We start from the raw sequence: 20,173 nt of genomic DNA, 5'->3' as shown, positions 1-20,173 counted from the left end.
TCCCCTCCCCGGTTGACCGGTGCGAACCGCTCGAAACGCGTTTGCTGCAAAGTGCCCCGGGTACCGGCCGGGTGGTCGAGGTCTGGAGGTCGCCGGTGGCGGTAGACGTAGAGATCGGCCGCTCCCGCACGCCTGATGGTCCCGATGGCCTGGCAGGCGCGCTGGCGGCGGCCGTCGACGGTGAAGTGCGGTTCGATGCAGGGTCGCTCGCGGCGTACTCGTGCGACTCCTCGAACTATCGGCAGATACCCCTCGGGGTGGTCGTCCCACACACGGTGGATGCGGCTGTGGCGGCCATCGAGGTGTGCCGGCAGGCTGACGTACCGGTTCTGTCGCGCGGCGGTGGTACGAGCCTGGCCGGGCAGAGTACGAACGCCGCGGTAGTGATCGACTGGACCAAGTACTGCAACCACGTGGTCTCGGTGAACGCCGCCGAGCGGACCTGTGTCGTCGAACCGGGGATCGCGCTCGACGACCTGAACCGCGCGCTGGGTCCGGACGGGTTGATGTTCGGGCCGAAACCTTCGACGCACCAGAGCTGCACGATCGGCGGGATGATCGGCAACAACTCGTGCGGTGCGAGCGCCCAGGCGTACGGGAAGACCGTCGACAATGTCCGGCGACTCGAGGTGCTGACCTACGACGGCGTCCGGATGTGGGTCGGCCCAACGGATGAGGTAGCCGAAGGCAACGACCGGCAGGCCGAGATCTACCGCCAGGTGCGCGAGCTCCGGGACCGGTACCTCGCGGAGCTGCGGACCGGCTTCCCGAAGATCCCGCGTCGGGTGTCCGGCTACAACCTCGACTCGCTGCTGCCGGAGAACGGCTTCGATCTCGCGAAGGCGCTGGTCGGTAGCGAGGGGACGCTGGTCACGGTCCTGCAGGCGGAGCTCGAGCTGGTCAAGGTCCCGAAGTACCAGGTGATGGTCGTCCTGGGCTATCCCAGCCTGGAGCAGGCCGGTCACGCCGTACGCCGGATTCTGCCGCACAAGCCGTGGCAGCTCGAAGGACTCGACCAGGTACTGCTCGATCTCGAGCACGAGGAGCACAAGGTCGACACCGCGATCGAACGGATGCCCGAAGGCCGCGGCTGGCTGACCGTGCAGTTCGCCGGCGACACCTTCGAGGAGGCGGACCGGGCCGCGAAAGGCCTGATGGACGACCTGAAGGACGATCAGGCAACGATCCGCTACCTGGACGATCCGGGCCGTGAGCAACAGTTGATCGAGCTCCGGGAGGCCGGTCTCGGCGCGACCGCCCACCCGGCCGCGAAGCACGAGAACTGGGAAGGCTGGGAGGACTCTGCCGTCCATCCGGACGACCTCGGTGACTACCTCCACGACCTGCGCGAGCTGCTCAACAGCTTCGGGTACGACGAGACCGAGACGTCGCTGTACGGGCACTTCGGGCAGGGCTGCGTGCACACCCGGATTCCGTTCGAGCTGCGGACGGCCGACGGCATCGCGCACTACCGCAAGTTCGTCGAGGAGGCTGCGCGACTCGTGAAGCGGTACGACGGTTCGCTGTCCGGGGAGCACGGCGACGGGCAGTCCCGGGGCGAGCTGCTGACCACGATGTTCGGGCCGGAGCTGATCCAGGCGTTCCGCGAGTTCAAGACGATCTTCGATCCAGGGAACCGGATGAACCCGGGCAAGATCGTCGATCCGAACCCGCTCGACTCGCACCTGCGGCTCGGCACCGGGTTCGCCCATCCGCCGCTGCCGAGCGAGTTCAGCTACCCGCGCGACGACGGAAAGTTCAGCAAGGCGACGTTGCGCTGTGTCGGGATCGGCAAGTGCCGGCAGTCCTCGTCGGCCGAGGGCGACGTGATGTGCCCGTCGTACCTGGTGACCCGGGAGGAGGAGCACTCGCCCCGCGGGCGGTCGCGGCTGCTGTTCGAGATGGTCCGCGGCGAAGTCATCCCGGACGGCTGGCGATCGACTGAGGTCCGGGACGCGCTGGACCTCTGCCTGGCCTGCAAGGGCTGCAAGGTCGACTGCCCGGTCGGGGTCGACGTCGCGACGTACAAGGCGGAGTTCCTGTCGCACCACTACAGGCATCGGTTGCGGCCGATGGCGCATTACTCGATGGGGTGGCTGCCGATCGCCGCCCAGTTGGGCGGTCGTGCGCCGCGGGCTGTGAATGCTGTCACCCAAGCGCCGAGGCTCGCCAAGCTGCTGAAACGAGCGGGCGGGATCGCGGACGAACGACAGCTGCCAAGGTTCGCGGAGCAGCCGTTCACCGACTGGTTCGCGAAGCGACCCCAGCGCCGGCGCCCGCAGGAACCGGACCGCCGGGTCGTGCTCTGGCCGGACACCTTCTCGAACTTCTTCCACCCGTCGATCGGCCGGGCCGCGGTCCAGGTACTGGAAGCCGCGGGCTACGAGGTCACGCTCCCGGATCGTCCCGTGTGCTGCGGGCTGACCTGGATCTCGACCGGCCAGCTCGGTATCGCCAAGCGGGCACTGCGGCGAACCGCCAACGTACTGCGGGACACGATCCGGGCCGGCGTACCGATCGTCGGCCTCGAGCCGTCGTGCAGCGCGGTGTTCCGGTCGGACGCCCCGGAGCTGCTGCCGGACGAGGAGGACATCCGGCGGCTGTCGATGCAGTTCGTCACGTTCGGCGAGCTCCTGAAGGACTGGGATCCACCTCAGCTCGACGTGCACGCGATGGTGCAGACGCACTGCCATCAGCACGCGGTGCTGTCCTCCGACGCCGGCCTGATGGAACGGGCCGGGATCGACCGCGAGCAGCTGGACTCCGGCTGCTGTGGCCTGGCCGGGAACTTCGGCTTCGAACGCGGTCATTACGACGTGTCGATGGCGGCCGCCGAACGCGTGCTGCTGCCGAAGGTCCGGGCCGCGAGCAAGGACACCGTGATCGTTGCCGACGGCTTCAGTTGCCGTACGCAAATAGAACAAGCCACCGACCGGCGGGCCGTACATCTGGCCGAACTGCTGGCCACCGGATTGCAGAAAGGGTTGTCATGAGCAGCACGACAGTTGGCGACTTCGTACTCCAGCGCCTGCGCGAGTGGGACGTGGACCACGTCTTCGGGTACGCCGGGGACGGTATCAACGGGCTGCTCGCCGCCTGGCAGAAGGCGGAGAACAAACCCCGGTTCGTGCAGGCCCGGCACGAGGAGATGGCGGCCTTCGAGGCGGTCGGCTACGCCAAGTTCACCGGCCGGGTCGGCGTCTGTACGGCGACCAGCGGGCCCGGCGCGATCCACCTCCTCAACGGCCTGTACGACGCGAAGCTCGACCACGTCCCGGTAGTGGCGATCGTCGGCCAGACGGCCCGCAGCGCGATGGGCGGCAGCTACCAGCAGGAGGTCGACCTGCATACGCTGTACAAGGACGTCGCGTCGGACTACTGCGAGACCGTGATGGTCCCGGAGCAGTTGCCGAACGTGCTCGACCGGGCGATCCGGATCGCTGCTTCCCGCCGGACCGTGACCGCGCTGATCATCCCGTCGGACCTGCAGGAGCTCGAGTACACCGCGCCCTCGCACGCGTTCAAGATGGTGCCGTCGAGCACGGACCTGAGCTGGTCGCTGCCGGAGCCGGCGGCGGAGCAGATCGACCGCGCGGCGGAGATCCTGAACGAGGGTTCGCGGGTCGCGATCCTGGTCGGCCAGGGCGCGCGCGGCGCGGCCGACGAGGTCACGGAGGTCGCGGAGATCACCGGTGCTGGGGTCGCGAAAGCCCTGCTGGGCAAGGACGTCCTGCCCGACGAGCTCCCGTGGGTGACCGGGTCGATCGGCCTGCTCGGCACGCGTCCGTCGTACGAGCTGATGATGGACTGCGACACCTTGCTGGTGGTCGGCTCGAACTTCCCGTACACCCAGTTCCTGCCGGAGTTCGGTAAGGCACGGGCAATCCAGATCGACCTCGACCCGACGATGATCGGGATGCGGTACCCGTTCGAGGTGAACCTGGTCGGCGACGCCGCGCGGACGCTCCAAGCGCTGATCCCGCTGCTGCAACGCAAGCAGGACCGGTCCTGGCGGGAAGGGATCGAGAGCAACGTCAGGCGCTGGTGGGAGGTCATGGAGCGGCGCGCGCACACGTCCGCCGACCCGATCAACCCGGAGTTGGTCTTCCACGAGCTGTCGGACCGGTTGCCGGCGAACGCGATCCTGGCGTCGGACTCCGGCTCGGCCGCGAACTGGTACGCGCGGCACATCAAGATCCGCGGCGACATGCGCGGCTCACTGTCCGGGACGCTGGCCACCATGGGGCCGGGCGTGCCGTACGTGATCGGCGCGAAGTTCGGGCAGCCGAACCGGCCGGCGTACGCGCTGGTCGGCGACGGCGCGATGCAGATGAACGGGATCAACGAGCTGATCACGATCGCGAAGTACTGGCAGGACTGGGCCGATCCGCGGCTGGTGGTCGCCGTACTGCACAACAACGACCTCAACCAGGTGACGTGGGAACTGCGGGCGATGGGAGGCTCGCCCCAGTTCCTGCCTTCCCAGGAACTGCCGGAGTTCCCGTACGCCGGGTACGCGAGGCTGCTCGGGCTGCACGGCGTGACGGCGGAGAAGCCGGAGGAGGTCGTGCCGGCCTGGGAGGAGGCGCTGCGCGCCGACCGGCCGTGCGTGGTGGAGTTCCGGACCGACCCGGCGGTGCCACCGATCCCGCCGCACGCGACCTGGGACCAGATGGAGAAGGCGCTGGAGTCGATCGTCCGCGGTGACAGCGACCGGGTCGCGATGGTCAAGGAAGGCGTCAAGTCGAAGGTGCAGGAGTTCCTGCCCGGCAAGTCATGATCGAAGCTGTGCGGGCGTCGGCGTACACGATCCCGACCGACGGGCCGGAGGGCGACGGGACCTTCGCCTGGGACAGTACGACGCTGGTCCTGGTGGAGGTCTCGGCCGACGGCGTGACCGGGACCGGGTGGACGTACGGCTCGCCGGCCTGCGCCACGGTCGTCACCGGTGATCTCGCCAAGGCGGTCACCGGCCGCGACCCGATGGACGTCATCGGGTCCTGGAACGCGATGCGGGCGGCGTTGCGCAACATCGGCCGGCCGGGCGTCGCCGGGATGGCGATGTCCGCCGTGGACTGCGCGCTGTGGGACTTGAAGGCGCGGCTGCTCGGCCTGCCGTTGCACCGATTGCTCGGCGCGGTGCATGACAGCGTGCCGGTGTACGGCAGCGGCGGCTTCACGACGTACGACGAACGGCAGCTGGCCGAGCAGCTCTCCGGGTGGGTCGACGAGGGGATCCCGCGGGTCAAGATCAAGATCGGTGAGAGCAGCGGAACGTGCGAGGACCGGGACTTGGCCAGGGTCGCGCAGGCGCGGAAGGTGATCGGCACCGCCGACCTCTACGTCGACGCGAACGGCGGGTACACGGTCGGCCAGGCCTGCCGGGTGGCTTCGCGGCTGACGGAGTACGACGTGACGTGGTTCGAGGAGCCGGTGTCATCGGACGATCTCGCCGGGCTGCGGGTGGTACGCGACCACACCGGGATCGACGTGACAGCAGGGGAGTACGGGTACGACCTGGTGTACTTCGAGCGGATGTCCGGGTCCGTGGATTGCCTGCAAGCCGACATCACGCGCTGCGGTGGGATCACTGAGCTGCTCCGGATCGCCGCGGTCGCCGAGGCGCACGGCCTGCAGCTGTCCGGGCACTGCGCTCCAGGCCTGCACATCGCCCCGCTGACCGCCGTACCGAATCTTCGCCACCTGGAGTGGTTCCACGACCACACGCGAATCGAGTCGATGCTCTTCGACGGGTTGCCGACTCCTGTCGAGGGTGCCGTGACGCCGCCGGACACGCCGGGCCACGGGCTGACCTGGCGGCCGTCCGCGGCCGCGGCCTATCGCGTCGCCTAGTGCTGCTGCGGCCAGAAACCGATCCGGACAGTCGCGTGGTTGAAGGTCCCGGGCATCGGACCGGACAGCCGCGCGCGGGTGGTCGGATCGACATCGAGGTCGTAGTGCGTGGCGACATGGCTGACCGCGGTGCTGGTCGTGAGGAGTACGACGTTCCGCCCCGGGCAGGCAGCCGGTCCTTCGCTGAACGGGATGATCGGCCACGTCCCGTCGGACCGGCCGTCCAGCCAGATCGAGGGCTCGAAACCGTTCGCGAACTCGAGTGCCTCGTCGTCGCGGTGGAACACCGAACTGACGATCGCGAACTCGGTACCGGCCGGCGCCGTCCGGTCCCGCCACGTGGTCGGCTCAGCGGCCTGACGGAGAACGACGAGGGTCGTCGGCCAGAGCCGGACCGACTCCTGCACGGCGGCGCCGGCCTGCGCGAGCAAAGGTGAGGCTTCCGGGTGGTGTGCCTCCTCGACGATCGGCTCGAGCAGTGCCGGACGGGTCCCCAGTACGGCGAACAACCGCCAGAGCGCGATGCCGGCGGCGTCGAACGCGAACAGCCAATGCGGCACCTGCCCGGCCGGGTCCAGCTCTTCGGGTTGCCCGGCCAGCGACTCGACCAGGCTGCCTGGTTCCGCCTTGTCGACGTACTCCTTGAGCGACGCGAGGAAGCGGCTCCGGAGCTGGTCGTGGTTCGGGCCGAACTGGGCCCAGTTCGCGTCGGCCCGCAGCTGGTCGAGGTGCGCGGTGAGATCCACGTCGTCGTGGGCCGCGTCGCCGAGGACGATCCGCCGCACGATCCGGGACCAGATCGTGCGGAAGTCCTCCCAACTGAGCGTCGCGTACAGCGCACCGAGCTCTTCCCGCACCACCTCGACGAACCGGTGCCCGTGCTGGTGGACGGGTTGCCGGAAGCCGAGAGCCTGCTCGTTCAGTTCCCGGCGCGGCCCACGCAACGCCGAATGGGTGACCAGGACGGCGTGCGGCTGGAAGTGCGTGAGTGCGGCGACCTTCTCACCGGCCGCTGCCGCGAACGGCTCGGGTGTCTCCGCGAGCATCCGATGCACGTCCTCGGGAGCCAGGACGAGCGCGATCGTGCGCCCCGGCAGGTGCACGAGCACCGGACCCTCGCCGTACTTGCGGCGCAGCCGCCGGACCTGACGGAGCGCGCGGTCGTCCGCGTGCAGGCGTTCGGCCAGGATGCCGAGCCGCGGCCGGCGGAGGATCGGTCCCTGGGCCACGACGGGCCCGAGGACGTCGCGCAGGATTCGTCCGCTGTCCAGGGCGGAGGCGGAAGGCAGATGAGTCGGCATACCTGTCAGGTGTCCGCCGAGACCGCGGCGAAACAACCGGTTCGAGACCGGTTTGGCACCGGTTTTGGATCGGTCGGCGCGGGCACTGGATGGTCCGCACGGGGAATCGTCCCGCCGGGTCTTCCCGGCTCGCTTCAAGGGAAAAGGACCATGGAATTCATTCTGTGGATCATCGCGGTGATCCTGGTGGTATCCGGAATCGTGACGATCTTCCGTGGTGCGGTGCTGTGGGGTATCGCACTGATCGTCATCGGCCTGCTGGTCGGCCCTGGTGGCGTCAGCATCTTCACCTGACCCGCCCGTTCAACCACGTCGAGGCGCCCCGCTGCGGGGCGCCTCGACCCCTGTTCGGCCGGTCAGGCGTGGTCGCCGTCCAGCAGTTTGTGGATCTCCTCCAGTGCGTGCTGGATGTCGGTATGGTCGTTCTGCGCGGCCCGTGACTCGGCGCTGATCACGCCGCAGCGGTGCACCCGCCGGAAGTCGCCGTACGGAAACTTGTAGTGACCCTTGGTCTCCTCGTCCATCTCGGTGTCGACGCCGAGGAACCACAGGCCGTAGTCGCTCCAGCCGTGCTTGTCCAGGTACGCGTTCTGCTCCGCCGCGGTCGGTGCGTGCTCGCTCCAGTCGTCCCGCTCGTCCTTGGTCGTCTGTCCCTTGCCGACCAGGGACTTCGCGTGCTCGAACGCCTTCTCGTTCAGCTTCACAGTCATACCCGACCGGTGCCCGCCTGCGCGTCGAATAACCAACCGGTTCTGTTGCCGGCCCAGTGGGCACCGGAGAGCTTCCGCGAGCTGTCGAGGAGACGATATGAAGGCCCTGACCTGGCAGGGAAAACGGGACATCGGGTACGGCGACGTACCGGACCCGCGGATCGAGGAACCGACGGACGCGATCGTCCGGGTGACATCGAGCGGGATCTGTGGGTCGGACCTGCATCTGTACGAGGTGATGGGCCCGTTCCTGGACGTCGGTGACGTACTCGGCCATGAAGTCATCGGAGTCGTCGAGGAGACCGGGTCCGAGGTCGGCGGACTGCGGGCGGGGGACCGGGTGGTCGTACCGTTCCAGATCGCCTGCGGGTCCTGCTACATGTGTGCGCAGGGTTTGCAGACCCAGTGCGAGACGACGCAGGTCCGTGACCAGGGGATGGGCGCGGCGCTGTTCGGCTACACCAAGCTGTACGGGCAGGTGCCCGGCGGTCAGGCAGAGTACCTCCGGGTGCCGCAGGCGCAGTACGGCCCGATCAAGGTGCCGGAGGGTCCGCCGGACGACCGTTTCGTCTACCTGTCCGACGTACTCCCGACGGCCTGGCAGGCGGTCGAGTACGCCGCGATCCCGGACGGCGGCACTGTCGTCGTACTGGGTCTCGGACCGATCGGTGACATGGCGTGCCGGGTCGCGCTGCACCGCGGCCACCGGGTGATCGGCGTCGACCTGGTGCCGGACCGCTTGCAGCGGGCCGAGGCGAACGGCGTCGAGACACTGAAGTACTCCGGCGGCATCGCCGAGGAGATCCGGAACCTGACCGACGGGCGCGGTCCCGACTCGGTGATCGACGCGGTCGGGATGGAGGCACACGGATCACCGGTCGCCCGGCTGGCCCAGCAGGCGGCCGGCTTGTTGCCGGACGCGATCCAGCGCGGCTTCATGCAGAAGGCCGGCGTGGACCGGATGGCGGCGTTGCTGCTCGCGATCGACGTGGTCCGCCGCGGCGGCACGATCTCGCTGATCGGCGTCTACGGCGGCGCCGCCGATCCGCTGCCGATGCTGACGATGTTCGACAAGCAGATCCAGCTCCGGATGGGCCAGGCCAACGTCCACCGCTGGAGCGGCCAGATCCTGCCGCTGCTGACCGACGAGGATCCACTGCACGTCGACACGTTCGCGACGCACCACCTGCCGCTCGCGGAAGGCCCTGCGGCGTACAAGACCTTCCAGCACAAGACCGACGGCGTAGTGAAGGTGTTGCTGCACCCGTGAAGGCACCGTGCGCGTCATGAGTTGCCGGGCGGGTACCGGTAGGCCATGCGACTCGATGGACGGGTGATCTACCAGCTCGACCCGGCGACGTTCTTCGACTCCGACGGCGACGGTGTCGGCGACCTGAACGGCGTCCAGCGCAAACTCGACCACATCCGGGCGGTCGGCGCCGACACGATCTGGTTGCAGCCGTTCTACGTGTCGCCGTACCTCGACGCCGGGTACGACATCGTCGACCACCGCGACGTCTCCGCCCGGTTCGGCACGATGGCGGACTTCGAGAACCTGGTCGAGCGGTGTCACCAGGCCGACCTGCGGGTGCTGATCGAACTCGTCGTCCAGCACACCTCGATCCACCATCCGTGGTTCCGCTCGGCCCGCGACGACCCGGCCTCGCCGTACCGCGACTTCTACGTCTGGGCGGCCGAGCCGCGCGACGACCCGGCGGTGCCCGAGCCGGTGTTCCCGGGCGTCGAGGACTCCGTCTGGGCCTACGACGACCACGCCGGCCGGTACTACCGGCACGCCTTCTACCGGCACGAGGCAGACCTGGACGTCCGCCGGCCGGAGGTCCGCGCGGAGATCGCCGGCATCATCCGGCACTGGCTGGACCGCGGTGTGGACGCCTTCCGGGTGGACGCCGCGCCGTACCTGGTCCGGCAGGCGGCGCTGGCCGACGAGCACGACGACGGCTACTGGCTGCTCGCCGAACTGGCCGCGGCGGCGGGTGACGCGCCGTTGATGGGCGAGGCGGACGTATCGCCGGACCAGTACGGCGACTACTTCGGCGCCGGCGACCGGTTGCACGCCGTACTCGACTTCTGGACGAACAACCTGCTGTTCCTCGCGCTCGCGCGCCGCTCGGCCGAGCCGCTGGTGCGCGCGTTGCGGGCGCAACCGGATCCGCCGGACGGCTGCACGTACGTCAACTGGCTGCGCAATCACGACGAGCTGGACCTCGACCGGCTCACCGACGACGAGCGTGCCGAGGTGCTGGCGGCGTTCGCACCGGCCGCGGAGATGCGGATCTTCGGCCGCGGTGTCCGGCGCCGGCTGTCCCCGATGCTGGACGGCGACCCGCGCCGGAACGCGGTGGCGCACGCGATCGTCCAGTCGTTGCCCGGGGCACCGGTTGTCCGGTACGGCGACGAGATCGGGATGGGCGATGACCTGTCGCTGCCGGACCGGATGCCGGTCCGCACGCCGATGCAGTGGTCCGCCGAGCTGAACGGCGGCTTCAGCAAGGCGCCGCCCGGTGTGGTCGGCCCGGGCCCGATCCGGTCCGGCCCGTTCGCGTTCTCGCGGATCAACGTCGAGGACCAGGAGTTGCGGTCGGACTCGTTGCTGAGCCGGGTGTCGCAGCTGGTCCGGATCCGGCGCGAGCTGGGCGAACTCCCGTCCCACCGGTCCGAGCCGGTCTCGTTCGACCACCCGGCGGTGTTCGGCGTACTGCATCACCGCGCGGACGGCTCGGTGCTGATGCTGGCCAACCTGTCCACCGACGAGGTACGGCTGCGGCTTCCGTACGACGTCGGTGCCGATCTGCTCGCCGACAGCCGCTACGACCCGGCACGCAAGGACTCGGTCATGCTGGCCGGCAATGGGTACCGCTGGCTGCGGGTACACGACGACACGAGGTGATGGCGTGATGACGAAGGTCTCGGAGTCGGTCCGGTCGGAGGCCGGCGAGTACCGGCAGGGGGCGGATCGGCCGCTGGGTGGATACGCGGTCGTCATGACGGTCTTCGGTGGGCTGGTCGGTGTCGCGGGCGTCGTAGCGGCGTTGCGTGGTACGGACGGCCGGCGGATCTCGCCGTACGACCTGCTGCTGATGACGGCTGGGACGCACAAGCTCTCCCGGCTGGTCAGCAAGGACGCGATCACCAGTCCGCTGCGGATGCCGTTCACGCGGTACCGCGAACCCGGGGCACCGGGCGAGGTGATGGAGGACGTCCGGACCGACGGCCAGCTCCGGCACGCGATCGGCGAGCTGGTGAGCTGCCCGTTCTGCCTGTCGGTCTGGGTGGCGACCGGTTTCAGCCTCGGGTTCCTGTTCGCGCCGCGCTTCACCCGGATCGCCGCGTCCGCGCTGACCGCCGTCGCGGGCGCCGACTACCTGCAGCTGATCTACGCGTGGCTGCAGCAGGCCGCGGAGCAGAAGGGCTAGGTCTCACCGGCTTGTCGCCACCTCGTCGCGGGTACCGGAAGGACGATCCGAGGAAGGTGAGCAACCAGTGCGGTTCATGACGTGGAACGTCTGGGGACGCTTCGGCGACCGCTGGCTGCGGCGGCAGCGGGCGATCGCCGAAACGGTGCGGGGGCCGTTGGCTGAGCTGGTGTCCGAGCTGAAGGCCCGTGGTGATGACGTAATCGTGGCCGGTGACCTGAACACACCACCGGACGCACCGGAGCACCACTACGCCGTCGTCGCCGACGTGCCGGTCGGTTGATTGTCATGCGACTGCGCCGCAGCCATCCCGACGCCGAGGGTTTCAGCCGCCGGCGGCGGGGTTCGGGGTTCAGCTACCACGATGCCGAGGGCAACGTGATCGACGACACCGAGGTGCTCGAGCGGATCCGGACGCTGGCGATTCCGCCGGCCTGGAAGGACGTGTGGATCTGCCCGTACCCGAACGGTCACATCCAGGCGGTCGGTACTGATGAGGCCGGGCGCCGGCAGTACCTGTACCACGACGACTGGCGGGCCGCCCAGGACGCGGGCAAACACGACCGGGTCCGGCAGCTGGCGCGCAAGCTCCCGGCGTTCCGCGAGGCGGTCGACCTGGACCTCGACCGGGACGGCCTGGACCGGCGGCGGGTGCTCGCGGTCGCGTTGCGCATGCTGGACTACGGCGTCTTCCGCACGGGCAACACCCGGTACGCCGAGCAGAACGGCAGTCGTGGGGCTGCGACGCTGCTGCGTCGCGACGTACGGGTGAGCAAAGGAAAGCTGGTCTTCGACTTCCGCGCGAAGGGCGGGATCCGCCGGACCGCGGAACTCGACGACGACAAGCTGGTCGCGGCGGTGCGATCGCTGAAGCGCGGGCGGCACAAGAGCCCGCGGCTGCTGGTGTACCGCGACGACGAGGGGTATCACGAGATCAACGCGAGCATGATCAACGAGCGGTTCCACGAGTTGGTGGGCGACGACTTCACCGTCAAGGACCTGCGCACCTGGACCGCGACGGTCCATGCGGCGGTGGATCTCGCGGAGGCCGATCCGCCGACAACGAAGAAGGCTCTGGTCGCGGCCGAGAAGGAGATGCTCGAGGAGGTCTCCGAGCACCTCGGCAACACGCCGGCGGTGGCGCGTTCGTCGTACATCGATCCGCGCGTCGTCGAGCAGTTCGAGCACGGCCGCACCATTGCCGAGACGGTCCGGCGGGTCGGCGACGACCTCGGCGACGAAGACGTCCGCGCGGGCGTGGAACGGTCCGTGAACAGGATCCTCGACCAGGACGCCCGGACGTAGGTGAGGGCGGTGGTCAGCGGCTCATCCTTGGGTGCGATCTTCGCGAGTACTGTTCCCGGAACCGTCGGGCTGGAGGAGGAGCTCCTGCTGGTGGACCGGGTGAGCTGGCTGCCGGCGAGAGCCGCGGACGTACTGGTCGCGGTCGACGACCCGCGGATCAAGGCGGAGCTCCCCGCGTGCCAGATCGAGATCGCGACCTCCGTGCACAAGGACCCGTCCTTGGCGGTCGAGGAGCTGCGGCAGTGCCGGACGCTGTTGTCCACGATGTGCGGTCCGGATCGTGCCGTGGTCGCCACCGCGGTGCATCCGCTGATCGACGGGCCCGTCGAGTTGGCGGCGACCTCGCGCGCGGCAGGCCTCGACAGCCGGTACCGCGAAATCGTCGAGCGCCAACTGGTGTCGTCGCTGCAGATCCACCTCGCCTTCGGCGACGCCGACTGCACGTTGGCCATCTACCACGCGCTACGGGATCTCCTGCCGGAGCTTGCCGCGTTGGCAGGTACGGCGCCGTTCGCGGGCGGCCGCGACACCGGGCTCTGCTCCGTGCGGCCGGTGATTGCCGGCCAGCTCCCGCGGCAAGGTGTGCCGCCGATCATCGCCTCCTGGGATCAGCACGCCGACGACCTTGCGTGGGCGGTGCGCGGCGGCGCCGTGACGGACCCGTCGGAATGGTGGTGGGAGCTGCGCCCACACGTCCGTTTCGGCACGCTGGAGTTGCGGGTTCTCGACGTACCGGCGACGACCGAGCGGGCGGGGGCGATCGTGCGGTTCGTGTACGCGCTGTCCGCCCGGCTGACAGAGCTCTACCACCTCGGCCAGCTCTCGGAGCCGGCGCCGTCCTGGCGGATCGCCGAGAACCGTTGGATCGCGCTCCGGGACGGCGTTCACGGCGAGCTCCTCGACCTCCGCACCGGCGCAGCGCGGCCGGCCGGGCGTTGCCTGCACGATCTCGTCGACGCTTCGGAGCCGTACGCACCTGGCGGCCTGGACGACGTACGAGCACTGATCGACGACCCGCCGGTGGACCACCTCCGCTCGCTGGGTCCGCAACGGATGATGCCCTGGCTCGCGGAGGTGTTCAGCGGATGAGATTGCTGACCCTGCCGGGTGTGTTCGCGCCGATCTCGGACTCGTGGATGCTGGCGGATGCGATCCGCGCGGAGAACCTCGGGACGCACTCACGAGCGCTGGACATCTGCACCGGCAGTGGTGTGCTGGCGTTGACGGCGGCGGAGTGCGGGGCCCAGACGACAGCTGTCGACGTATCGCGGCGGGCGCTGCTCACGGTTCGGCTGAATGCGTTCCGGGCCGGCCTGCGGGTCCGGACGCTGCGCGGTCGCACGTTCGCGCCGGTCGCGGGGGAGCGGTTCGACCTGATCGTCAGCAACCCGCCGTACGTACCGTCGCCGCGTCCCGACGTACCGCATTTCGGCGCCTGTCGGGCGTGGGAAGCCGGACATGACGGCCGGATCGTGCTGGATGCGCTGTGTGACGGCGCACCAGCTCATCTGCGCCCGGGCGGCGTACTGCTGTTGGTGCACTCGTCACTGATCGGGTTCGACCAGACCGTCGAACGGCTGCGCCGAGCTAGTCTGGTGAACGTCGAGATCCGGAATCGGGTCCGCGGGCCGCTGGGTCCGCTGATGCGCGCGCAACAGGCCGCCGGGACGATTCCCGCGCACCTCGTCGAGGAGGAAGTGGCGGTCATTCGGGCGAACGCGCCGACGACCGGCTGAGCGGCAGCGTGTGCGTACCGTCGCAGAGCGGCGGGATCGCGGTCCGGCCGCAGCGGCACAGGGCGATGGTACGGCGGGACGCCGGGATCGGATCGCCGTTCTCGTCCAGCAGCTCGAACTCGCCGCGGACGAGCAACGGCCCGTCCGGGTAGGCGCGGATCTCTGTCATGCCCTTGCGGTACCCATGGACAGGCGAATCTACGAGTATCCGGCCGGGTACCGGTCCGCCATGCAGCTACCACCGGCCCGCGGTCCGCTCAGTGCGCGGATGATCGAGGGCATCACGCTCGGCGCCGCCGTTCCTCGCGAGACAGTCGCCACGACCGATCCGTACGACGACGACGTTCAGCTGGCGTTGTGGATCGCCTACGAGCTGCAGTACCGCGGCTTCGAGGGCGTCGATCCCGACCGGCAGTGGGATCCGGAGATCATTGCCTTCCGGACGCGGCTGGAGCAGCCGTGGATCCAATGGCTGAAGGCGAACTGCTCGGTGACGCCGAGTGCGCAACCGGTCGCGGTGCAGCTGCGGTGCTTGCTCGACAACGCCGACGGCCCGCGCCTGGCGCCGTACCTGAGGCGGCACGCGACACAGGAGCAGTTCCGTGAGTTCGTGCTGAACCGGTCCGTGTACCAGCTCAAGGAGGCCGATCCGCACAGCTTCGGTATCGCCCGGCTCAGCGGTGCGGCGAAGGCGGCCCTGGTCGAGATCGAGGCCGACGAGTACGGCGGCGGCCGCCCCGAGCGGATGCACTCCGAGCTGTTCCGTACGACGATGCGCTGGCTGGGGCTCGACGACAGCTACGGGCACTACGTACCCGACGTACCGGCTGTCACCTTGGCCATCTCGAACGTGATGTCGCTGTTCGCGATGCATCAGCGCTGGACGGGCGCGCTCGTCGGTCATCTGGCGGCGCTGGAGATGACCTCCACGTTGCCGAACCGGCAGTACGCGACCGGCGCGATCCGGCTGGGTGCGTCCGAGGACGAGGCCCGCTATTTCACCGAGCATGTGGAGGCGGATGCCGTCCACGAACAGATCGCGGCGCATGACCTGTGCGGCAGCTACGTCGAGGAGCATCCCGAGGCGGTCGGCGACGTCCTGTTCGGTGCTCGCTGTGCGCTGGTCGTCGATGATCTCTTCGCTGCCCACCTGCTCTCGAAGTGGGACGCCCTGGCTGACAGGACGGCGTCAGTTCAGTCAGTTCAGGGTGTGCTCGAGGGCGTGGGCGAGGGGTACGGCGGCGTGCAGGGCGAGTAGATGGGCGACCGCGACGGAGTCGGGGCCGAAGCCGTGCGGCAGTTCGTCGTACCAGGTGAGGAAACCGATGGTCCGGTCGGCTGTGGCCAGGCGGGAGCTCAGCACGCTCCGGACGCCGAGTTCGACCACCGGGCCGTTCCAGGCCGGCCAGCGCGGATCGTCGACTGTGTCGTCGACAAGGACCTCGGCCGGGCCGTCCGGGCGGGCCAGACACGACCAGCACGGGCCCTGCCGGACGGCGATCTGGACCTGGTCGGCCTCCGCCGCCTCCGCGTCGGTCGACCGTGCGTGCCGCAGGGTGCGGCCGCGCCCACAGAGCAGCAGCCCGACGTGCCGGCAACCGACTGCCGGGGCGGCGAGCTCCACGATCGCGTCGAGCAGCTCACCCGGTCTCTTCCGGTTCTGTAACCGTGCCGTCGTCTCCGCGAACTCGCGCGCGAGCTGACCGTGCATCTCGATCCCCTGGATGGCGGTGTTGCCATTGGCAACAGCGTTGAACGGTCCCGCACTGTTTGAGGATCCGCCTCCATGAGACAACCGAACCCAGGCCGCGTCAAGCGTACTTTCGTTGTCATGCGGCAACGATCCGTTTGCCGGCGACCGCTGCCGGGCACCGGGCCGCTGACCCGTGGCAGCGCAGTTCGTCATGCCTGCCGATCGTCCGACGAGGGGTGACACGTGAAGATCGGGTTCAAACTGATCGCCGAGGCCTACGGGCCGGCCGAGATCGTCGAGCAGGCGGTCCGCGCCGAGGAGGCGGGGTTCGACTTCGTCGAGGTCAGCGACCATTTCCATCCGTGGGTGGGTGAGCACGAGCACTCCGGCTTCGCGTTCGCGATGCTCGGGTCGATCGCGGCCCGGACCTCGGCGATCGGTCTCGCCACCGGGGTGACGTGCCCGTTCGTGCGGTACCACCCGGCGATCGTGGCGCAGGCCGCCGCGACCCTCGGAATCCTGTCCCGGGGCAGGTTCACGCTCGGTGTCGGTGCGGGGGAGCGGCTCAACGAGCACGTGGTCGGCGCCGGCTGGCCGCCGGTCGCGACCCGGCACGAGATGTTGCGCGAGGCCCTGGAAATCATCCGGCTGCTCTGGAGCGGCGGCTACCACTCGTACGAGGGCAAGCACCTGCGGCTGGAGGACGCGCGCGTCTTCGACCTGCCGGACGAGCTGCCGGGCATCGCGGTCGCCGCCGGCGGTCCGGAGGCAGCGCGACTGGCCGGTGAGCTCGGCGACGCGTTGTTCGCGACCGAGCCGCGCGACGACCTGGTCGCCGCGTACGAGGAGGCGGGCGGGGACGGTCCGAAGTACGCCGAGGTTCCACTCGCGTGGGCCTCCTCGGTCGAGGACGGCGCGGAGTCGGCGCGGCGGTCGTTCCGGTTCGCGCTGGCCGGCTGGAAGGTGCAGTCGGAGTTACCGAACCCGGCGAACTTCGACGCCGCGACCGAGCTGGTGACCGCGGAACACCTGCGCGGGCAGTTCGGCTGCGGCCCGGACGTCGAACGGCATCTCGAGGTCGCCCGCCCCTACGTCGAGGCTGGTTACGACCACCTTGCACTGATCAACGCCGGGCCGGATCCGTCCGGGTTCTTCGACTTCTTCACCAAGGAGCTCGGACCGGCACTGCGCGAACTCTCCTGAGAACTCATCGCTTCAGGGCGCCCATGTGGGTGACGAGCATCAGGATCGGGCCGGCGATCGCGACGACGCAGATCACCGCGAACGAGAGCCAGGCCATCGGCCGGCCGAGGAGGCCGGTGGCGTGTTCGCCCATCACCTCGCGGTCGTGCGAGACCCGCACGATCGGGTAGAACGACAGCGGCATCGCGACCGCCGAGGCGATCACGGCGTACTCCGTGAGCTGGGCCGGGTGCACGCGTGTCTGGACGATCGCGAAACCGATCCCGGCCGCGGCGAGCATCGTCATGTACCAGCGGGGCGCGCCGCGGATGCCCTTCGTTTCGCCCCAGGGCCAGCCCTGGTGCTGGGCCAGCGCGTACCCGCAGGAGAAGGCGCTGTCGATGGTCGCGCCGGCGATCGCGGCGAACGCCCCGACCACGGCCGCGTAGAAGGCGATCGGTCCGAGCTCGTGCATCGCCTGCTGGAGCACCGTTCCGAGGCTGTCCGGAGTGATGCCCAGCGGCATCAGTTGCTGGGCGGCGACGATCGTCAGGCTGGCCGCGATCAGCCCGCCGAGCGGGAATCCGAGGCCGGAGTTGGCGCGGTTGACGGACAGGTCGTCGGTGGTCCATTTCTCCTCGATCGCGCCCGAGGAGTAGAAGTAGATCTCGTACGGCATGATCGCCGCCGCGATCATCCCGACGATGAAGTACCAGTACTGCGGTCCGCCGCCGCTCGGCAGGAACCCGCGACCGATCTGGTGCCAGGCCGGCCCGTGGTGGAACACGGCGACCAGGTAGACGACCAGGCCGAGGCCCAGGTACCCGAAGAGCCGCTCGATCGTGTTGAACGACAGCAGCAGACTCGAGGCGACGATGATCAGCAGGCCGACGAGCGTGAAGAAGCCCTCGTTCCAGCCGAGCACGTAGTGCAGGATCAGCCCGAGACCGCCGAGCTCGGCCGACAGCGTGATCAGGCAGACCGCCAGGCCCGCCACCATCGTTGTCGTGGACAACCATCGCGGGTAGCGCTCGCGAACCAGGTCGAAGTTCGCCTTGTGCGCGACGATCGCGACCCGGCCGCTGAGCTCGGCGAGCACCACGCTCACGATGACGCCGATCAGCACGGCCCAGAGCGTGCGGTAGCCGAAGAGCGCGCCGGCCTGGCTGTTGAAGACCAGCTCACCGATGTCGACGAATCCGCCGAGCGCCGCGATGATGCCGAGGGCAACACTGAAGATCTTCTTCATGAAGTCATCCGCTGGGCGTCGTCGGCGAGCCGGAGCAGGGTGGCGCGGGCGCTCTGGGCGAGCGACTTGTCGTCGGGCTTGACCGCCATCGACCCGAGCGCCGCACCGATCTGGTCCGCGAGCTGCTGCAGGTCGTTGTACCGCGGCAGCCGCTGGTCGTAGACGTTCTTGTCGATCTGGCTGGTGTCGTCCTGCAGTTCCTGGGCGTGCGCGCGGGCGAACGTCGCTCCGGCCCGCCCGGCGATGATCTCACCAGCCAGCGTGGCGCCGTCGACGGCGTCGCTGTGCAGACTCTGAGCGTTGATCTGGACCCGGTCGGCGGTCGACTCGCAGCCGGTCACCACCAGCAGGCAACCGATACAGACGGCAACCATCTTCATGGCGAACCAGTTCCCCGGCGCCACGCACGTCAACCTGAGAGCCGGTGTCGCGGGCTGTTTCCTGGAGGTGGTGCTGGGCACCGCTCGCGGCGTACTGACGAACCTACTCGGGATGGTGAACCAACATGGCCGTCGCAAGAGACCTGATGACGCCCGGTGCGGAATGCGTCGGCGAGAACGAGACGCTGACTGTCGCGGCCCGGAAGATGCGGGATCTGGACGTCGGCGCGCTGCCGATCTGTGGCGAGGACAACCGGTTGAAGGGCATGCTGACCGACCGGGACATCGTGGTGAAGTGCATCGCCGAGGGCGGTGATCCGAACCAGACCACAGCCGGTACCTTCGCTCAGGGCAAGCCGGTGACGATCGGCGCGGACGACTCGATCGAGGAGGCGCTGCAGACCATGGAAGCCCACCAGGTACGCCGCCTGCCGGTGATCGACGGCCACGAACTGGTCGGGATGCTCGCCCAGGCGGACCTGGTCCAGGCAGCCCCGGGCCGAGCGGGCCGAACCGTCAGCGAGATCTCCGAGCCGAGCTGACCATCGCGCCTGTATGCGGTGGCCTCCGGCAACTGTTTCAGAGATCGATGAGCGCAAGGCCCAGCTCGGGACGCTGGGTCTTGCGGAGGCTCGCGGGGGACTCGTGGACGATCACCTCGAGCGTCGGAAATACCTCGCCGGCCAGCAGGTGCCCGCCGCGGACGTGTCCGTTCGACAAGCCCAGTACGGCATGTACGTGCGCAACCGGTCCGTCGTCGGAGTTAAGCTCTCTCCACTCCATGAGGCCACCACTTTTCGTGCTGTCAGGCTCAGTGGGCGAAGCCTTCGCGTTGGGTCTGCTCATCGGCGACGCGAACGCCGTACCGGTAAGCGAGCTTCCCTCCGAGCCAGCCGGAGACACCGAGAATCGCCAGCGCGATCAGGCTCAGCACGAACCCGACGACGTCGGCCGACTCGTACCCGCGCCCGGCGCGGATGGCGAAGTCGATCGGAACAACACCAAGACGGTCAGATTGAGAGCCATGTGCGTGATCCCGGTCCGGAATGCCGCCGTCTTCCGCGGAATCGCGAGCAGATCGATCAGCCCGAAGACCGCCGCCAGCACCGCCCCGACGATGCCGATGGCAATCAACCAGTAGGCGCCCTCGGCAAACACATTCTCGTCCGACCCGTTGGCCAATGCAACGATATCGAACACCACACTCGCCACCCAGGCACCGATCGGCACCATGACCAGCGTCGGATGAAACGGATGCCCGTACGGCCCCGCCATTACGGTCCGCGGCCGCTTCCCCTGCGATCTCTCGTCCATGCCCGCGCGGCCC

23 protein-coding genes are annotated in these 20,173 nt (G+C 69.0%); 14 read left to right on the top strand and 9 right to left on the bottom strand.

All coding sequences use genetic code 11. The features are described 5' to 3' along the window. The first annotated feature begins 95 nt into the window (after positions 1 to 95). The 3 genes from FB475_RS01060 to FB475_RS01050 are packed head-to-tail and all read left to right on the top strand — an operon-like array spanning position 96 to position 5,853. A complete protein-coding gene (locus tag FB475_RS01060; protein WP_238331896.1) occupies positions 96 to 2,993 on the top strand; it encodes an FAD-binding and (Fe-S)-binding domain-containing protein in 2,898 nt (965 codons plus the stop codon). Beyond that, positions 2,990 to 4,780 carry a thiamine pyrophosphate-requiring protein gene (locus tag FB475_RS01055; protein WP_141851629.1) on the top strand — a complete coding sequence of 597 codons (1,791 nt, stop codon included), beginning with the start codon at positions 2,990 to 2,992 and terminating at the stop codon, positions 4,778 to 4,780. Before FB475_RS01060 ends, FB475_RS01055 begins: the two co-directional genes overlap by 4 nt. Further along, positions 4,777 to 5,853, top strand: coding sequence for an enolase C-terminal domain-like protein (locus tag FB475_RS01050; RefSeq protein ID WP_141851627.1), 1,077 nt, complete (start codon positions 4,777 to 4,779; stop codon positions 5,851 to 5,853). The genes FB475_RS01055 and FB475_RS01050 overlap by 4 nt, the downstream gene beginning before the upstream one ends. On the opposite strand, the gene FB475_RS01045 is transcribed toward FB475_RS01050, so the two are convergent. Further along, on the bottom strand, positions 5,850 to 7,154 hold the full coding sequence (locus FB475_RS01045; RefSeq protein ID WP_141851625.1) for a cytochrome P450: 1,305 nt from the start codon (positions 7,152 to 7,154) through the stop codon (positions 5,850 to 5,852). The two genes, FB475_RS01050 and FB475_RS01045, sit on opposite strands and share 4 nt — an antisense overlap. 150 nt (positions 7,155 to 7,304) lie before the next feature. Between FB475_RS01045 and FB475_RS36595 the strand changes: the two genes are divergently transcribed. After that, positions 7,305 to 7,448 (top strand): GPGG-motif small membrane protein, encoded by a 144-nt coding sequence (locus FB475_RS36595; protein ID WP_185758995.1) that lies wholly within the window; start codon positions 7,305 to 7,307, stop codon positions 7,446 to 7,448. A 62-nt stretch (positions 7,449 to 7,510) separates the two neighbouring features. Here FB475_RS36595 and FB475_RS01040 read toward each other — a convergent pair whose 3' ends face one another. Continuing rightward, positions 7,511 to 7,864, bottom strand: coding sequence for a hypothetical protein (locus FB475_RS01040; protein ID WP_141851623.1), 354 nt, complete (start codon positions 7,862 to 7,864; stop codon positions 7,511 to 7,513). 97 nt (positions 7,865 to 7,961) lie between these two features. Here FB475_RS01040 and FB475_RS01035 point away from each other — a divergent pair, with 97 nt between their 5' ends. The 7 genes from FB475_RS01035 (at position 7,962) to FB475_RS01005 (ending at position 14,342) form a co-directional block, all read left to right on the top strand. Further along, positions 7,962 to 9,134 carry an alcohol dehydrogenase catalytic domain-containing protein gene (locus tag FB475_RS01035; protein ID WP_141851621.1) on the top strand — a complete coding sequence of 391 codons (1,173 nt, stop codon included), beginning with the start codon at positions 7,962 to 7,964 and terminating at the stop codon, positions 9,132 to 9,134. Positions 9,135 to 9,179: 45 nt separating this feature from the next. Beyond that, the gene (locus FB475_RS01030; protein WP_141851619.1) at positions 9,180 to 10,775 is read left to right on the top strand and encodes an alpha-amylase family glycosyl hydrolase; all 1,596 of its coding nucleotides are present in this window, start codon (positions 9,180 to 9,182) and stop codon (positions 10,773 to 10,775) included. A 7-nt stretch (positions 10,776 to 10,782) separates the two neighbouring features. Further along, on the top strand, positions 10,783 to 11,301 hold the full coding sequence (locus tag FB475_RS01025; RefSeq protein ID WP_141851617.1) for a DUF1360 domain-containing protein: 519 nt from the start codon (positions 10,783 to 10,785) through the stop codon (positions 11,299 to 11,301). Between the two features lie 67 nt (positions 11,302 to 11,368). Beyond that, entirely contained in the window at positions 11,369 to 11,584 is a 216-nt protein-coding gene (locus tag FB475_RS01020; RefSeq protein ID WP_141851616.1) for a hypothetical protein, read from the top strand. A 5-nt stretch (positions 11,585 to 11,589) separates the two neighbouring features. Next, positions 11,590 to 12,606, top strand: coding sequence for a DNA topoisomerase IB (locus FB475_RS01015; RefSeq protein ID WP_141851614.1), 1,017 nt, complete (start codon positions 11,590 to 11,592; stop codon positions 12,604 to 12,606). A gap of 9 nt (positions 12,607 to 12,615) precedes the next feature. Further along, positions 12,616 to 13,695, top strand: coding sequence for a carboxylate-amine ligase (locus FB475_RS01010; RefSeq protein WP_185758993.1), 1,080 nt, complete (start codon positions 12,616 to 12,618; stop codon positions 13,693 to 13,695). Beyond that, positions 13,692 to 14,342, top strand: coding sequence for a methyltransferase (locus tag FB475_RS01005; RefSeq protein WP_141851610.1), 651 nt, complete (start codon positions 13,692 to 13,694; stop codon positions 14,340 to 14,342). The genes FB475_RS01010 and FB475_RS01005 overlap by 4 nt, the downstream gene beginning before the upstream one ends. On the opposite strand, the gene FB475_RS01000 is transcribed toward FB475_RS01005, so the two are convergent. Then, complete coding sequence (locus tag FB475_RS01000; protein WP_141851608.1) at positions 14,311 to 14,511, bottom strand: CDGSH iron-sulfur domain-containing protein; 201 nt, start codon at positions 14,509 to 14,511, stop codon at positions 14,311 to 14,313. The genes FB475_RS01005 and FB475_RS01000 overlap by 32 nt on opposite strands. Before the next feature lie 15 nt (positions 14,512 to 14,526). On the opposite strand from FB475_RS01000, the gene FB475_RS00995 reads away from it, so the two are divergent. Next, on the top strand, positions 14,527 to 15,600 hold the full coding sequence (locus FB475_RS00995; RefSeq protein ID WP_238331895.1) for an iron-containing redox enzyme family protein: 1,074 nt from the start codon (positions 14,527 to 14,529) through the stop codon (positions 15,598 to 15,600). On the opposite strand, the gene FB475_RS36590 is transcribed toward FB475_RS00995, so the two are convergent. After that, a complete protein-coding gene (locus tag FB475_RS36590) occupies positions 15,541 to 16,053 on the bottom strand; it encodes a GAF domain-containing protein (RefSeq protein ID WP_185758991.1) in 513 nt (170 codons plus the stop codon). The two genes, FB475_RS00995 and FB475_RS36590, sit on opposite strands and share 60 nt — an antisense overlap. Before the next feature lie 225 nt (positions 16,054 to 16,278). Between FB475_RS36590 and FB475_RS00985 the strand changes: the two genes are divergently transcribed. Beyond that, a complete protein-coding gene (locus tag FB475_RS00985) occupies positions 16,279 to 17,238 on the top strand; it encodes a TIGR03557 family F420-dependent LLM class oxidoreductase (protein WP_141851604.1) in 960 nt (319 codons plus the stop codon). Positions 17,239 to 17,242: 4 nt separating this feature from the next. Here the strand turns inward: FB475_RS00985 and FB475_RS00980 are convergent, their stop codons facing one another. Continuing rightward, positions 17,243 to 18,466: an NRAMP family divalent metal transporter gene (locus FB475_RS00980; RefSeq protein WP_141851602.1), complete on the bottom strand. Its 1,224-nt coding sequence runs from the start codon at positions 18,464 to 18,466 to the stop codon at positions 17,243 to 17,245. Continuing rightward, positions 18,463 to 18,846, bottom strand: coding sequence for a hypothetical protein (locus tag FB475_RS00975; protein WP_141851600.1), 384 nt, complete (start codon positions 18,844 to 18,846; stop codon positions 18,463 to 18,465). The genes FB475_RS00980 and FB475_RS00975 overlap by 4 nt, the downstream gene beginning before the upstream one ends. 125 nt (positions 18,847 to 18,971) lie before the next feature. Between FB475_RS00975 and FB475_RS00970 the strand changes: the two genes are divergently transcribed. Then, complete coding sequence (locus FB475_RS00970; protein WP_141851598.1) at positions 18,972 to 19,388, top strand: CBS domain-containing protein; 417 nt, start codon at positions 18,972 to 18,974, stop codon at positions 19,386 to 19,388. A 37-nt stretch (positions 19,389 to 19,425) separates the two neighbouring features. Here the strand turns inward: FB475_RS00970 and FB475_RS00965 are convergent, their stop codons facing one another. Genes FB475_RS00965 through FB475_RS38015 form a run of 3 tightly spaced genes read right to left on the bottom strand, consistent with a single transcriptional unit; the run spans position 19,426 to position 20,160 of the window. Continuing rightward, entirely contained in the window at positions 19,426 to 19,692 is a 267-nt protein-coding gene (locus FB475_RS00965) for a PCC domain-containing protein (RefSeq protein ID WP_475422006.1), read from the bottom strand. Next, entirely contained in the window at positions 19,658 to 19,780 is a 123-nt protein-coding gene (locus tag FB475_RS38020; RefSeq protein WP_202878223.1) for a DUF2231 domain-containing protein, read from the bottom strand. The genes FB475_RS00965 and FB475_RS38020 overlap by 35 nt, the downstream gene beginning before the upstream one ends. Next, positions 19,774 to 20,160, bottom strand: a complete 387-nt coding sequence (locus FB475_RS38015) for a DUF2231 domain-containing protein (protein WP_202878222.1) — start codon at positions 20,158 to 20,160, stop codon at positions 19,774 to 19,776. The genes FB475_RS38020 and FB475_RS38015 overlap by 7 nt, the downstream gene beginning before the upstream one ends. Positions 20,161 to 20,173 lie beyond the last annotated feature (13 nt).

Origin of the sequence: Kribbella jejuensis, assembly GCF_006715085.1 — a bacterium.
Lineage (GTDB): Bacteria > Actinomycetota > Actinomycetes > Propionibacteriales > Kribbellaceae > Kribbella > Kribbella jejuensis.
The sequence above is the reverse complement of the archived record's forward strand: the minus strand, read 5'-3'. Positions and strand labels throughout refer to the sequence as shown.

Bases quoted from the DNA above. Each gene is read 5' to 3' on its own strand.
- FB475_RS01030 (WP_141851619.1), top strand. From the start codon at position 9,180: ATGCGACTCGATGGACGGGTGATCTACCAGCTCGACCCGGCGACGTTC.
- FB475_RS01050 (WP_141851627.1), top strand. From the start codon at position 4,777: ATGATCGAAGCTGTGCGGGCGTCGGCGTACACGATCCCGACCGACGGG.
- FB475_RS36590 (WP_185758991.1), bottom strand. From the start codon at position 16,053: ATGCACGGTCAGCTCGCGCGCGAGTTCGCGGAGACGACGGCACGGTTA.
- FB475_RS36595 (WP_185758995.1), top strand. From the start codon at position 7,305: ATGGAATTCATTCTGTGGATCATCGCGGTGATCCTGGTGGTATCCGGA.
- FB475_RS01055 (WP_141851629.1), top strand. From the start codon at position 2,990: ATGAGCAGCACGACAGTTGGCGACTTCGTACTCCAGCGCCTGCGCGAG.
- FB475_RS00970 (WP_141851598.1), top strand. From the start codon at position 18,972: ATGGCCGTCGCAAGAGACCTGATGACGCCCGGTGCGGAATGCGTCGGC.
- FB475_RS00975 (WP_141851600.1), bottom strand. From the start codon at position 18,846: ATGAAGATGGTTGCCGTCTGTATCGGTTGCCTGCTGGTGGTGACCGGC.
- FB475_RS01025 (WP_141851617.1), top strand. From the start codon at position 10,783: ATGACGAAGGTCTCGGAGTCGGTCCGGTCGGAGGCCGGCGAGTACCGG.
- FB475_RS01015 (WP_141851614.1), top strand. From the start codon at position 11,590: ATGCGACTGCGCCGCAGCCATCCCGACGCCGAGGGTTTCAGCCGCCGG.
- FB475_RS01045 (WP_141851625.1), bottom strand. From the start codon at position 7,154: ATGCCGACTCATCTGCCTTCCGCCTCCGCCCTGGACAGCGGACGAATC.
- FB475_RS01000 (WP_141851608.1), bottom strand. From the start codon at position 14,511: ATGACAGAGATCCGCGCCTACCCGGACGGGCCGTTGCTCGTCCGCGGC.
- FB475_RS00980 (WP_141851602.1), bottom strand. From the start codon at position 18,466: ATGAAGAAGATCTTCAGTGTTGCCCTCGGCATCATCGCGGCGCTCGGC.
- FB475_RS01005 (WP_141851610.1), top strand. From the start codon at position 13,692: ATGAGATTGCTGACCCTGCCGGGTGTGTTCGCGCCGATCTCGGACTCG.
- FB475_RS01035 (WP_141851621.1), top strand. From the start codon at position 7,962: ATGAAGGCCCTGACCTGGCAGGGAAAACGGGACATCGGGTACGGCGAC.
- FB475_RS01040 (WP_141851623.1), bottom strand. From the start codon at position 7,864: ATGACTGTGAAGCTGAACGAGAAGGCGTTCGAGCACGCGAAGTCCCTG.
- FB475_RS00995 (WP_238331895.1), top strand. From the start codon at position 14,527: ATGGACAGGCGAATCTACGAGTATCCGGCCGGGTACCGGTCCGCCATG.
- FB475_RS38015 (WP_202878222.1), bottom strand. From the start codon at position 20,160: ATGGACGAGAGATCGCAGGGGAAGCGGCCGCGGACCGTAATGGCGGGG.
- FB475_RS00965 (WP_475422006.1), bottom strand. From the start codon at position 19,692: ATGAGCAGACCCAACGCGAAGGCTTCGCCCACTGAGCCTGACAGCACG.